Annotated in this window: 16 protein-coding genes; 9 read left to right on the forward strand and 7 right to left on the reverse strand. The window is 35.6% G+C overall.

Translation table 11 applies throughout. The annotated features are described in order from the left end of the window. Positions 1–36: 36 nt before the first annotated feature. The 3 genes from rarD (at position 37) to DF185_RS15525 (ending at position 1,956) form a co-directional block, all read left to right on the forward strand. A complete protein-coding gene (gene rarD / locus DF185_RS15515) occupies positions 37–933 on the forward strand; it encodes an EamA family transporter RarD (RefSeq protein WP_110361674.1) in 897 nt (298 codons plus the stop codon). A gap of 172 nt (positions 934–1,105) precedes the next feature. After that, on the forward strand, positions 1,106–1,408 hold the full coding sequence (locus tag DF185_RS15520; protein WP_110361675.1) for a cupin domain-containing protein: 303 nt from the start codon (positions 1,106–1,108) through the stop codon (positions 1,406–1,408). A gap of 176 nt (positions 1,409–1,584) precedes the next feature. Continuing rightward, positions 1,585–1,956 carry an endonuclease domain-containing protein gene (locus DF185_RS15525; protein ID WP_110361676.1) on the forward strand — a complete coding sequence of 124 codons (372 nt, stop codon included), beginning with the start codon at positions 1,585–1,587 and terminating at the stop codon, positions 1,954–1,956. A gap of 360 nt (positions 1,957–2,316) precedes the next feature. On the opposite strand, the gene DF185_RS15530 is transcribed toward DF185_RS15525, so the two are convergent. Next, positions 2,317–3,087, reverse strand: coding sequence for a transporter (locus tag DF185_RS15530; RefSeq protein ID WP_110361677.1), 771 nt, complete (start codon positions 3,085–3,087; stop codon positions 2,317–2,319). 29 nt (positions 3,088–3,116) lie between these two features. After that, positions 3,117–3,344: a putative signal transducing protein gene (locus DF185_RS15535; protein WP_110361678.1), complete on the reverse strand. Its 228-nt coding sequence runs from the start codon at positions 3,342–3,344 to the stop codon at positions 3,117–3,119. 170 nt (positions 3,345–3,514) lie between these two features. On the opposite strand from DF185_RS15535, the gene DF185_RS15540 reads away from it, so the two are divergent. From DF185_RS15540 to DF185_RS15565, 6 genes are all read left to right on the forward strand, one after another. Then, a complete protein-coding gene (locus tag DF185_RS15540; protein WP_110361679.1) occupies positions 3,515–3,802 on the forward strand; it encodes a CatA-like O-acetyltransferase in 288 nt (95 codons plus the stop codon). A 232-nt stretch (positions 3,803–4,034) separates the two neighbouring features. Continuing rightward, positions 4,035–4,409, forward strand: coding sequence for a response regulator (locus tag DF185_RS15545; RefSeq protein ID WP_110361680.1), 375 nt, complete (start codon positions 4,035–4,037; stop codon positions 4,407–4,409). 110 nt (positions 4,410–4,519) lie between these two features. Next, a complete protein-coding gene (locus tag DF185_RS15550; RefSeq protein WP_110361681.1) occupies positions 4,520–5,389 on the forward strand; it encodes an alpha/beta fold hydrolase in 870 nt (289 codons plus the stop codon). Between the two features lie 18 nt (positions 5,390–5,407). Further along, positions 5,408–5,863 carry a methionine-R-sulfoxide reductase gene (locus DF185_RS15555; RefSeq protein ID WP_110361682.1) on the forward strand — a complete coding sequence of 152 codons (456 nt, stop codon included), beginning with the start codon at positions 5,408–5,410 and terminating at the stop codon, positions 5,861–5,863. A 248-nt stretch (positions 5,864–6,111) separates the two neighbouring features. Beyond that, positions 6,112–6,726: a MarC family protein gene (locus tag DF185_RS15560; RefSeq protein ID WP_110361683.1), complete on the forward strand. Its 615-nt coding sequence runs from the start codon at positions 6,112–6,114 to the stop codon at positions 6,724–6,726. 67 nt (positions 6,727–6,793) lie between these two features. After that, entirely contained in the window at positions 6,794–7,540 is a 747-nt protein-coding gene (locus DF185_RS15565; protein WP_110361684.1) for a sulfite exporter TauE/SafE family protein, read from the forward strand. 18 nt (positions 7,541–7,558) lie between these two features. Here the strand turns inward: DF185_RS15565 and nfo are convergent, their stop codons facing one another. The 5 genes from nfo to DF185_RS15590 all read right to left on the reverse strand — a co-directional run bounded on the left by nfo (position 7,559) and on the right by DF185_RS15590 (position 13,669). Then, on the reverse strand, positions 7,559–8,416 hold the full coding sequence (nfo, locus tag DF185_RS15570; RefSeq protein WP_207784672.1) for a deoxyribonuclease IV: 858 nt from the start codon (positions 8,414–8,416) through the stop codon (positions 7,559–7,561). Positions 8,417–8,503: 87 nt separating this feature from the next. Then, the gene (locus DF185_RS15575) at positions 8,504–10,957 is read right to left on the reverse strand and encodes a TonB-dependent receptor (RefSeq protein ID WP_110361685.1); all 2,454 of its coding nucleotides are present in this window, start codon (positions 10,955–10,957) and stop codon (positions 8,504–8,506) included. A gap of 257 nt (positions 10,958–11,214) precedes the next feature. Continuing rightward, positions 11,215–12,057: a patatin-like phospholipase family protein gene (locus DF185_RS15580; protein ID WP_110361686.1), complete on the reverse strand. Its 843-nt coding sequence runs from the start codon at positions 12,055–12,057 to the stop codon at positions 11,215–11,217. A gap of 1 nt (position 12,058) precedes the next feature. Further along, entirely contained in the window at positions 12,059–12,796 is a 738-nt protein-coding gene (locus DF185_RS15585; RefSeq protein WP_110361687.1) for a lysophospholipid acyltransferase family protein, read from the reverse strand. Positions 12,797–12,973: 177 nt separating this feature from the next. Beyond that, entirely contained in the window at positions 12,974–13,669 is a 696-nt protein-coding gene (locus tag DF185_RS15590; RefSeq protein ID WP_110361688.1) for an SIMPL domain-containing protein, read from the reverse strand. Positions 13,670–13,830: the final 161 nt, after the last annotated feature.

Consider the following 13,830-nt stretch of genomic DNA (forward strand, 5'->3'; position numbering starts at 1 on the left):
CTACATTTGCGGCAATCCAAATTCAAGACCATTCGTATGGAAAACAACAAGAACAATACAGTAGGATACATTTATGCATTGCAAGCCTTTTTTGCCTGGGGCATATTGCCTTTGTTTTGGAAGCTCTTGAGCGATATCCCTGCAATGGAAGTATTGGCCCATCGTATATTTTGGTCTTTCGTTTTCCTCTTGCTATTCATTCTGATTAAGAAACAGAAGAACATTATTGCACTACTCAAGCAGAAGAAAACACGTAACAGCCTAATTGTCTCCTCTCTGTTAATTGGCGGCAACTGGGGATTGTTCATCTATGCGGTAAACATCAATCAAATTGTAGAGGCCAGCTTGGGTTATTACATCAACCCCATTGTAAATGTACTATTGGGAATGATCATTCTGAAAGAACGCTTGAATACCCTTAAGACAATTGCACTAATCATTGCCTCCATTTCGGTAATCTACCTTACCATTGATTATGGTCGTTTTCCTTGGATCGCTATTATACTTGCCGGATCCTTTGGTTTTTACGGACTGGTTAAAAAAACGGCTGGGATTGAGGCCATTCCTGCTCTTACGGTAGAGACTTTTATTTTGGCACCTATCGCTGCAGGTTTTATTTTTTGGAAGCTTTTCGATCATAGCGGAGCTTTGTTCTCTGGCAATATCTCTACCGATGCCTACTTAATGCTTACTGGTATTGTAACCACCCTACCCTTATATTGGTTTGCCAAAGGAGCGCAACGCATTCCATTATCGGCCATTGGTTTCATGCAATACATTGGTCCCACGCTGATGCTTTTAATCGGGGTATTCGTATACGATGAAGCTTTCAGAAAAGAGCAAATCATTGCATTTTCATTGATTTGGTTTGCATTGGTTCTTTATACCATTTCCATGATCAGAGGAACCAGGCATAAGAAAGAAGTGAACTAATCTTGGCCAAGGCCTTGAATGGATACGATTGTAAACCACCAATTTCACAAATTCCTCAAATTAATTTTTACTAATAACGATAAATCGCAAGATTTTAATTTGTGTCATTCGTGTAATCTGTGGTTAAATTTCTTATTTTAGTTTCAAACCATAAATCCTAATCACAAAACCCATGTTAGTAAAAAAGCTATCTTCAACAATCGAAATCTCTAAAATTCAGAAAGAACAGATTTATTCGAACTCACAATTCGAAAGTCTAATTGTAAGTGTTGAAAAAGGAATGGAAATCCCTCCTCAACCTGCTCCTGCAAATGCTGGTCTTTATCTAATTAAAGGAAAACTTAGCTTTGATATTGAAGGTACAAATTACAATATTGAAGCAGATGACTTCTTCTCTTTCGAGAAAGGACAAATGCATGGCCTTAAAGCGGAAGAAGATTCAAAGTTCTTAATCTCTCGAATTTTACCGGAATAACAAATACACAAAAAGAGTGTATTTAAATAGATAACATTAATACCAACACCCCTCTGGCTGTAGCCATCTCCCCTTAAAAAGGGGAGAATTCAAATAGAAGCTATTACCCATCTAATTTTTAGCTTTATTATCTTCTGTAAACCTATCGCAAATAATCTTTTTTAGGCAGGATCAAAATGAAATATTCTGAAATAAAGAAATTAAAGCAAAAACTGAGAAACAATTTTACTCCTTCGGAGCAAACACTATGGAGATATATAAGAAGAAGGCAAGTGATAGGTCGTAAATTCTTAAGACAGCATGCCATAATTTATGATTCTAATGAATCTGAACACTTCTTTTTTATTCCAGATTTTTATTGCCATGAAGAAAAGTTAGCAATTGAACTTGATGGTAAAATACATGAGTTTACTAAAGCTAAAGACGCTAAAAAAGATGAAATCCTAAAAAGTAAAGGAATACGAGTTCTTCGAATTAAAAATGAAGAATTAAAGAATATCGAACATGTTTTAGATAAAATCAAATCATGCTTCAACAATGAAGATTAAAACAACACAAAACGTCTATTAAAAAGTTAATCATCAATTCATAACAACAACATAAGATCAATATTAATTTTTCCCTTAAAAGGGAAAATGCCGACAGGCAAAAGGGTGAAATAATTCCATTCGTAACAAATCCCACTTTTCCTGTTCTGATAGCCTCCAAAGGTTCTAAAGACAATATTGTAGCATTCATACTGTTTCCACAACTGCTATATATTAATGGTAAATGCAAAACAATGCCTTGGATCTGCTCTTTAAGCTTTGAATTTTACCCTTCCTACTTTTCATCATTCAAGACTTAAAAAAAAGCTTGACCAGTAAACTGATCAAGCCTTATTTTGAATTGATGTAATGAACTACCTGTTAAGGCATTCTTATTGATAATCCTAAACTAATAAAAAAATCCGGGGAAACCTTACTTAAGCCTATTCCTGTCGAAAAATCCAATTGTAAATTCTCCGTAACTGCATAAGTAAGTCCTCCATCCCATCTATGATCATTCTTTCCTTCACCTGGTAAAAAGCCATACAATTCTGCATATGCCCCAATTTGATCTGATAAAGTCAATCCGATAACAGCAGCATACATCCAAACCGCATAATCTTGTCCTTCCATTCCACTCCAGGATACGCCAAGATTAGCTCCTAAAGCCATGGCATCATTTATACTATAATCTGCATTCAATCGAATATCTGCCCCCAGGTTTTCATTCTCAAATGCCGAAGCTCCTGATTTGGGAACAAAAAAAGTAGAAAGAAGTGCCAATTGAGGATGATTGCCCTTACTCTCTTCAAGTAATAAGAATTTTGCACCCAATGTTAATGGACCAAAGCCTGTTTCATCAATATCCAGACCATCCGTTGAATAATAAAATCCTAAATATTGAATCCCTAGTCTTAATTCAATATTTTCAACCAATCCATATCTTAACAAAGTACTGTTAAAAGTGACAAAATCAATATCAGAACTCACTTTTTGATAAACAAATCCCGATTCTATCTGAAATCCTCTTATAGGTATAATACTCGCAGACTCTGCCTGGCTTGGCCTATCCGTTACCATTGGATCTTTTTCCTGGGCATTTAACATCCCATTCAACATTACGAATAACGTCAATATAATAATCGTTCTCATTTCAATAGATTTACAGTTTATGAATATCCCTATTGTTCCTGAAAACTTGCGATGCAATTCCGAGCTTGTGCTTCATGCTCTTCATCCACAAAAAGATCAACATTATCAGGTGTTCCACCCATTCCTACCAATGTACCGGAACTAAATTCATCTTTCCACAAAGAAGGAATCCCTACTTCCTCCAACCTCTCTTTGTAATATTTTACATCTACTAATGATCCGGTAAATACGCAAATTAAATTATTTCCATCAGTCATAAGCTAAGGTTTTATGGTTATGTTTCTTTCTAAGATAGAGAAATTCCCCAAATCTTCCTATTTTATTTATCCTCATTTCACTTTAAATGAATGGATGAACATTGACAGAAATACCATTTTTAGAAAAAAATGCAGAATAGGACATTTGTCCGTGTTTCTGTGTATTTTCAATGGTAGATTCACTCGAATCGGCAAAAATTTCCAATCACTTAGCTTCAAAAGAAGATCTCAACTTGCTTTATGTCTCAGTTATCCCGTGGCGCAGTTTTACCAGCTTAAAGCATCCGCGCAATGGCAATAAACAAGATTCTATTCCAAGAATCGTATTTGGCAAGGTCTTCCAACAAGATGATAAGTGGTTAATGCCAGTTACAATCGATGCCCATCATTCTTTTGTAGATGGTTTTCATGCTAGCAATTTCTACAATCGATTCGAAGAATTAGTGCAAGAAGAATAATCTATCTTTGAATAATTTTAGCTTCTACTTCTCTTCGTAAAATAATAGAATTATGTTGTTGATTTTACACTCAAAAGTGTTATTCATCTATAAAATACAAACGATGCTCATTAATAATTTAACATTCAGCTCTTAAAAGCACAAACTGTTCAAATTCTCAAAGAATTTTTTATTAATATTTCATTTCATCAATCAGAAAAACTATTTTAGGGGGTGAATCAACAACGCCAAAATGAGCAAACTCAAAAATAAAACAATCCTGGTTGTAGAGGATGAAGAATTTAACCGCATCTACTTCGAAGAATTGCTGCATCAAATTAATTGTAAGGTGATCGTTGCAAGCAATGGTGTGGAGGCAATTGAACTGTGCCAAAAGAATGCAAAAATTGACTTGGTATTAATGGATATCAAAATGCCATTAATGAATGGTTACGAAGCAACTAAAGAAATCAAAAAATTAAGACCAGATCTTCCAATTATTGCTCAAACTGCATTTGCTTTGTTGGGTGATAAAAAGAAATCATTAGACAATGGTTGCGATGACTACGTTGCTAAACCAGTGAAAAAAGATGTACTCATTAAATTGATTAACAAACATCTTCAGTAAAAAATCAAAATCTACAACTATTTAAGATTTTATAACATTCTTACTCTTGTAATTCAGACAAAAAAGTATTTTATTTATTTACTGTCTGAATTTTAAGAGGAAAGAGTGATATGAGAAGAAAGATTAAAAACGTATTTATAGTTTTAAGCATTGTAATTGTGATTATTGCATGTGCTGCAATTTTCCTTCTCCAAAAAATGCGATCTACCTTTAATGATCAAAAAGTAATTGACGAATTACTGACTCACAATGTTGTTCCAAAAACAGAATTTGTAAGTTTTGGGAATTACTCCATCCACACCAAATATATTGGTGACTTATCGCTTCCAAAAGTATTATTTATTCACGGCTCACCTGGATATTGGTTTGATTTTAAAAAAGTATTTACTGATATCGAACTGCGTAAGAAATTCTGTCTAATCTCTTTCGATCGACCGGGATATGGCAAAACAAGTGTTCCTGCCATGGGAAGTTTGTCAAACCAAGCAAGAGTTGCCGAAAAAATTCTGAAGCATTACGCTCAAAAGAATGAAAAGATAATTGTGTTGGGCCATTCGTTTGGAGGTGCAGTATTAGAACAGCTGCTAATTGACAATCCAGATCAAATAAAACATGCCATCTACGTGGCTCCATGTCTTTCTCCTGAATTTCAAGAAGCCAAATGGTACAATATTTTGGCTGCGGGAGGAATCCCACAAAGAATTTTACCTCATGAATTAAAAAATAGCAACAAAGAAATGATGGATTTATCAGAATGCCTGCTCAAAAATGAATCTCACATTTCTGCAATTGATATTCCAACTACTTATATACAGGGAAAGAAAGACATTCTGGTTCCCTTTAAAACTTTAGATTATTATCAGAAATATCATAGCAATATCAATTCCATTTTATTGGACGATTTGGATCACTTCGTACCATGGTCACGCCCCGATCTAATTATTGAAACCATTAAAAATGTGAATCGGAAAACAGATTAGTAATCAAATTGAGAAGATATGAAACAAGCAATAATATTATTTGGTATATTCATTTTTACCGCATATAACGTAAACGCACAAAAAGCAATGACAAAAGACAAATACAACACCCTAACCGAAGCAGAGAAAAGGGTGATCATCCATAAAGGAACGGAATATCCTGGCACTGGGAAATATTTAAAGAATAAAGCAGAAGGTGTATATACTTGTAAGCAATGTAACGCAGCATTATACAATTCATCGGATAAGTTTGAATCACACTGTGGCTGGCCAAGTTTCGACGATGAAATTGAAGGTGCAGTAAAAAGAATTCCTGATATCGATGGTAGGAGAACTGAAATTGTTTGCGCCAATTGCGATGGTCATTTGGGACATGTATTTCTTAACGAAGGATTTACAGAAAAGAATACACGCCATTGTGTGAATAGCATCTCTTTGAATTTCATCCCAAAAGAAGAATTAAAAGAGAAATAAAAAATACGTAGCAATTATAACGTAAGAGTTTTCTTCGGAAAACTCTTTTTTTGTATCTGATTATTGTCAAAAAAACATATCTTCGCGAAATGAAATAATATTTCACATTCTTATTTGTTTTCTGTGAAATTCTTAACTTTTAATTGTAGGTATTCCAACATATTTTCCATTTTCAGTCTAACTTGATAATAAAAATATTGTAAGTTTACCATTAACATTTTACTATTAACCAATTAAACTCTATTGCGATGAATCTAAATTTTCTTGAGATCGTTTCCGCCTCTATGGTACTTTTTGCAGTTATCGATATTATCGGATCTATCCCAATTATATTAGATTTAAAGAAAAAAGGTGGAAGAATTGAAGCTTTAAAAGCAACCTTGGTAGCCTTAATCGTCTTGATCATTTTCACATTTCTTGGAGAAAAACTTCTGGGAATATTCGGAGTTGACATTTCAAGTTTCGCCATTGCTGGTTCCATTATTCTATTTATTATGGGAGCTGAGATGGTAATGGGAATTGAAATTATTAAATACGATGGTCCAAGTGGTGTTTCAATCGTTCCTATTGCTTTTCCTTTGGTTGCAGGTGCAGGATCCTTTACAACGGTTTTGGCATTGCGCGCTGAGTATGCTGTGGAAAACATTGTGGCAGCCATTATTCTAAATCTGGCTTTTGTTTACATGGTATTAAAATCAACCAATCTTGTAGAAAGAGTACTTGGTGATGGTGGAATTCATATTCTTCGCAAAGTATTTGGAATTATTCTTTTAGCAATTTCTGTCAAATTATTTATGACGAACATAGCCATTCAAATTCATACTTTATTTCCATTTCTAAAAGAAGCTATACAACATCCATAAGCAAGTGTAATTATGCAGCGCTTCTACTAACTTTGCAAGTGATAATGACTGAACAACTTGCGAAACAATGCATGATATAACACTTATTCAAATTGTACTTTGCAGCATTGTAATTCTATCAGCGGCATTCATTAAAGGAATGACTGGTTTTGGATTTGCACTGCTTGCTGTTCCTTTTCTTTCATTGCTATTTCCTATGCAAGTTTTGGTTCCAGCAATGAGTTTGTTCAATCTGATAACAAGTCTTGTCATTCTATTTAAACTACAAGAAAGGATAAAGGCAAAGTTGTTTATTCCAATGTTTGTAGCAAGTTTGGGAGGAATTCCACTGGGAGTTTATGCCCTAGAATTTATAAGCAGCGAAAACTTACGCTTGATTACTGGAATTTTGGTCATCATTTTCTCCATTAGAATGTTGGGCAAAGTACAATTGGCCAAACGCTTTCGCAGATATCCAATTGTTTTCGCTGGCTTTGTAAGTGGAGTTCTTAGTTCATGTATTTCGGTTGGTGGTCCTCCATTGGTAATTGCCATGAATCGGAAAGGATACTCCAAAGATCACTTCCGTGGTGTTTTTGCTTGGTTCAGCACATTCTCTTCTTTCTTTACCACTGCCGCTTTTGTGATGAAAGGAATGATTGAAACAGAATCGGTAAATCTGGCTTTGTTTTGCTTACCGATTCTATTCTTTGGTTCTCATTTGGGTTCAAAATTCTCAGGCAAGGTAGAACCTGAAAAATTTAGAAAAGTGGTAATTGGAATCAATATCATTACAGGAGTATTTATTGTTGTTTCGACACTCATTCACCATTAACAACCCAAAACGGAAAAGCTATTTTACTAGAGAGTAAAGCAAGCTGATTTCCTCTGCCCAATTATCCGAATTTGGTGTTTCCAGAACCATTGGAATTCCATCAAATCGGCTATCATTCATTAAGTATTTAAAAGCATCCAAACCGATAAAACCTTTTCCAATTACTTCGTGACGATCTACTCGAGTTGACAATTCCTTTTTAGAATCATTCAAATGCATCCCCTTTAAGTAGTTAAAGCCTATGATTCTCTCAAAATCATCAAATACTTTCTGAAAGTCTTCTGCCGAAGAAATATCATAACCTGCAGTAAAAGCATGACATGTATCAATGCATACGCCTACCCTTTCTTTATCTTCCACTTGATGGATGATTTCTGCAATTTGCTCGAAGGTAAATCCCAAATTACTTCCCTGTCCAGCAGTGTTTTCGATTACAGCACAAACACCATTCGTTTCGTTCAAACTAATATTTATCGATTCTGCAATGGTAGCCAAACACTCAGCAACCGATACTTTCTTTAAATGACTTCCAGGATGAAAGTTCAGGCGATTCAATCCCAATTGCTCACATCTTTGCATCTCATCCAAAAAGGCAGCTCGTGATTTTTCCAATGCCAGAGGATCAGGATGCCCCAAATTGATCAGATAACTATCATGTGGAAGAATCTGCTCTGGACCATAAGCATATTTTTCACAGTTTGCTTTAAATTCCTGAATATTCTTCTCTGTGAATGGTTTCGCACTCCACTGTCTTTGATTCTTTGTGAACAAAGCAAATGCCTTAGCTCCTATTTTATTTGCATTTATGGGTGCATTTTCAACACCTCCTGCTGTACTAACGTGTGCTCCTATATATTTCATATCTTTCCCTTTCATCATATTTTTTTTTAATCACCACAAAATAGCATAAAACAAAAAACTCACGAAAATTAATCCGTGAGTTTCTTTTTATATCAGTTTGTTCTACATTTCAAAATCCTCAACATCAACACCATTTACCGAACGTCTTCCTCGTTTTTGCTTGTAGTTGTTAATCTTATAGCTCAAGTTTAATCTAAACACTGGAGAATTCATTTCAAACTTGTTGAAGTTGTAAAAACCTTCCCCCATGTACTCGGCTTCATGTTTGAATGTACCCAACACATCGCGAACCTGGAAAGTTGCGGATAATTTTCTCTTGAAAAAATCTCTTCTCAAAGCCAATGAAGTAGTCAAGAATCCAGCACGTTCACCCTGAGCCCAATCCGTTGGAGAATGATAATTGATATTCATTTGTAATCTTGTTCTTTTATCCAAAATGAAGGTTGAATTATTACGCAAACTCCAGTTGAAACTTTCAGTAGAAAAATCTTGAACTATAACATCACCAAATGCATTTTTCGTTTCAAAACTTCCCTCTTCCTTATAATGATATACATTACCAATCAAATCATTCTTAAACCATTTCGCAAAAGTCAAGTTCAATGTAACTTCAAGTCCAAAAGAATAATCTTTCCCAACATTGGCAACACTACTCAACATTACATTTTCCTGATAAGGCGTTCTAATTCGCTCTACTTTGTTGTGAGTTACCTTATAGTATGATTCAATAGACACAGCCTGATCTCCAAACCTCTTCATGTATCCCAACTCATATGAGTCAATGTATTCAGGATCCAAGTCAGGATTTCCCTGACGAACATTATAAGCATCAGTCCAGGTAATGAATGGTTCCAAATACCAACTTCTTGGTCTGTCAATTCTTCTGGCATAACTTGCCATCAATTGATTTCTTGATCCCAAATCCAATTGTGCATGGATAGTTGGAAAGAAATCCCATCGATGAATCTTAAATTTCTCCAGTTCACCACTGTAATCTACTTCTCGGTCAGTAAATTCAGTTCTAAATCCCAACTGGTAACCCAAAATCCCTACTTTATCAGCAAAGGTTGTATACAATCCATGTACACTTCTATCATACTCTACATCATTACTATATTCTGGCTGATAATCATACTCCCCAGTTGTAGTATTGTATTCAAATCTTTTGGTATCCGCATCGCTGGCACGAATTTGTCCCTGGTATCCAAACTCAAACTTTCTATCCTTGCCCATAGGAAGTGTATAATCCGAGCGAATCTCTATCCTTTGTCCTGGTCCTTCTTCTGTAGAGCGCTGACCAGAAACCTGACCATTTTCATCGAACCTGCCATTTATTGACTCCTCATCTCCATTTCCTCTACGCGAGATACTCACTTGTGTAAACCACTGATGACCTTTTCCTTTGAACTTTTTCGTGTAGGCCAAACTTGAATTGATAAAATCCATTTCACGAGTCCAGAGGTCTCTACTATCATATAATGCAGGAGTTTCTCCTTCAGCATATTCAGTATAATCCAGGTAAGATTTACGTTCCATATCTCTGGTACCATATCTAAAAGCAAACGACAACTGGTTTTTCTCATTGATATCGTAATCTATCCCAGTTTTAAAGCCATATCCATCACGACGACGTTCCGAATCACCACTAGAAAGAAGATAATTGGTAACTCCCTGAATTTCTGTCCTATTTTCAGATTCGTTTGAACCTTCAAAACCTCTTCTGCTATAATCCAAACCAAAATTGAAACTCCAATTCTTCTTGCGATAGTTCAAAAGAAAATCGGCACTGTTGTTTTCATGGCTTCCAACATTTACATTCACCACTCCGGTTAAACCTGATTCTTTATTCTTCTTGGTAATTACATTGATAATCCCCGCAGTTCCTTCCGGATCGTACTTGGCAGAAGGGTTGGTAATAATCTCAATATTTTCAATCATGCTGGCAGGCATTTGTTCTAAAATATCCGCAGCATCCAAGATAGAAGGTTTGCCATCCACCAATACGGTAAAGTTTGAACTTCCACGTAAACTCACATTTCCTTCTATATCTACACTAACCGATGGAACATTCTCCAATACATCTACTGCATTACCACTTGCCGCTGTAATTTGTCGACTTACAGGAATTACCTTCTTATCGATTTGATATTGTACAGGAATTCTTTCTGTTGTAACCGTAACCTCATCCAAAGCCTCGGTAGACTGACGAAGAGAAACCGTTTTTAAATCAATTACTTTGCGTTTTTTGCTAATGGGAATATTTCTAACTGCAGCTTTGTTGTAACCTATAAAAGATACTTCAACAAAGTAGCTTCCTGGTTTTAACTTCTTTAAGGAGAAAGCTCCTTTTGCGTCGGTAATGGTACCATCAATTAAAGTTGAATCTGCCATGGTGTAAACGGATACAGTTGCATATTCAACCGGGGTTTCCAATGCCTGATCTTTCACAACTCCTTTGATAATTCCCCCTTGAATTTCTGGTTTTACAACAGGTTCAACTGCTTTTGAAAACATTGCCAAGCATAGAAAGCCCAGCAATAGCGTTAATTTGTTCATTTGTTAGTAGGTTAAATTTTCTTTTGCGACAATAAACTTACTATTCCTTTGGGAATAAATATTCAATTATCTATGATTTTAGATATTTATTAACATTTACCCGATGAAACATCCATCTATTATGACTTTGTGTCGATGTATAGACACACAAAGCACCAAAAGGTTTAATCTACTTTTTAAAATAATATGATTTTTTTCGGTAAACAGTAAACAAAGCTAGGGATGCTCGATATTCAAGCACTACTGATAACTGAATTTTACCATCTTTTGATAGCCTCAATTCCCTGCTCCTTGCCAAGTCTGTAATCTTTATCCAGAATCTCTTTATCCTGCGTAAATCGTTTGGTAGAAAAAGAATCAGTCGGACAAACATCAATAATTTCCACTCCTGCCGGAGGATGATTGATCAACTCAATGGTTTGATTATAGATATCAGGGCGCTTTTGAATGGCTTTTGTCAAGCCGGGATGTTTTCTAAACAGAAATCGAGACAATTTGTTTTCATTTCCATTCTTCATGCGATAATCACTCTTTCTCGATCGGATGACCATGATCTTAGTGGCCCCCTTTTCAATGGCACGTTCAACAGGAATGGGTGCTGATACTCCTCCATCTGCAACAATTTCGCCATCTACCTTCAGAAAATTTCGATAGAACAAAGGTACAGAACAACTGGCCTTCATCACATCACTCAAATTCTCTGGTGTTGCCTTGATAAACCTGGAACTGCCATCTACATTAAGGGTAATTCCTATTTCGAAGTCAATATTTTTTTCAAAAAGCAAATCAATATTAATGGGTAATTCACTTCCCGTGATATCCCACGACCAATCCAGATCCATTAAATGACCTCCCAGCAAGAATTTTTTCCAACTGATGTATTCAGGTCGCAAGGAGTAATCGGTAAAAACCTTATAATTCCTTCCATGCTGATTTGCCAAATAGGCAGCTGCATTAATCGAACCGGCTGATACTCCAATCACCATATCAAAAGGAAGAAAAGATTGTTCCATAAAAGCATCCAATACACCAGCGGCAAAAATGCCTCGCATGGCTCCTCCTTCAACTACCAAAGCTGTTTTGCCTGAATTCGTCGCCATTTTACAATTGTTTTAGCTTTTCACGAATTACTTTTTCAGCTTCATTTGTAATCTCAACAGCTGATTTTCCTTCCGTTTCAATCGGAGCAAGAATGCTGTATTTTACTCTCTGTCCAATGCAAAGAGGAAACATCCCTCTGCGCTCTATCTTGTAATTCCCATCAACAGCAAAAGGTACAATTAAAGCATTCGGAGCAGCATTAAGAAGGGTTTCGATACCTCCCGATTTGAATTTTCTCATCTTCCCGGTCTTGCTTCTGGTTCCTTCTGGAAAAATACAAGCAGCATAATTGTTCTTGGCAATCAATTTACCCAATTTATGAATCTCAGGAATTGCTTGTGCCCTATTGCTTCTATCAATTAAAGCAGCACCACTATGACGCAAATTGTAAGATACACTTGGAATATTTTTAGCCAACTCTTTCTTCGATATAAACTTTGGGTGATACTTTCTAAAAATCCATACAATTGGAGGGATATCGTAGGTTCCCTGGTGGTTTGATACAATAATTAAAGGACGATCAGTAGGCAGTTCTGCACGCCCTTCGTAGGTAATTCTTACCCCCAGAATACCAACCAATCGCATCAGAAAAAAATTAAGAACATCAACAGAATTCTTGTGCGCCTTATAGCCAAACAGCTTTAAACTAATCACCTGAATGGGATGAAAAATTACAAGTAGCAAGAAAAATAAAATGTAGAATATTGTAGTTAGGATATATGATAAAATCTTGGTCATTGTTCTTCGTTGATTAAAATTCACCACAAAAGAACAAAAAAATCATTTATTGAAGAAATGTTCAGAAAAAGTCAATGCCTGAAAACAAAAAACCATGGAACACAACATTTAAATCGAGTCCTCCATTCTCTCTCTAAACTTGTAGAATCCATGGTTAGATATTTTGGTAGATAAATCTTACAATAACTCGAATCGCAGCTGTACCGAGTATTCCAATTTTATCTTCTGGAAATCCAATGCAGGAGTTTTCATTTTAGCCAAAGATGAAGTTCCCCTAATTCGAATAGCAGAATTCGCATAATCATTTCTGTAGTGAGAAGCATTTTCGTTAATGTAAATGGCTTTGCCTACTTTCTGTCCAATGGCCTCGGTTAATGCTACAGCCTTTTCCTTTCCGGCTTTAATGGCATTTACTTTCACTTGTTGACGGTACTTTTCAATCTCAGAATGATCTACCCTTATAATATTGATATTAGAGATCTTAATCTTTTCCAATTCTACATATACCTTCGCAAGTGTATGAGAATCGTGAAGCAAAAGCTCAAACTGTTTTGCTTTGAGAACATTTGCCCCTTTAAAAAAGTGAAACTTTAAATTGCTGCTGAAATCAGAAACCGAAAGTTGTTTTTCAAGACTTACACCTGCTTTTTCGAGAGCTACAAACATTTTTTGTTCCAACTGTTCAATGCTCTCCTTGTTTTTGGTATCCTTCTCGTTTAAAACAATATTCAGATAAATTTCATTGGGAACCACTTCCAGTTCCGCTACCCCTTTTACCTCTATGTAGTTCTGATCGATAAAATTCTTTTGGGCCTGTGCACTTAAATTAAAGCCAATAAACATGGCAAATAGAATAACAATAGCTCTCTTCATGTGCGTTGTATTTTAGTGTGAGTTTTTTATTTTTCAACATGCTTACATAACACATATTGTGCCAAACAGTGAGCGGTTCAATACGAATTCGAAGATGCATCATGAAATTAAACCTTCAATAAAAGACTAATTTATCTTTTATTAAATTTTTCGTATCTTTT

It is taken from the genome of Marinifilum breve (assembly GCF_003202155.1).
GTDB classification, from domain to species: Bacteria; Bacteroidota; Bacteroidia; order Bacteroidales; family Marinifilaceae; genus Marinifilum; species Marinifilum breve.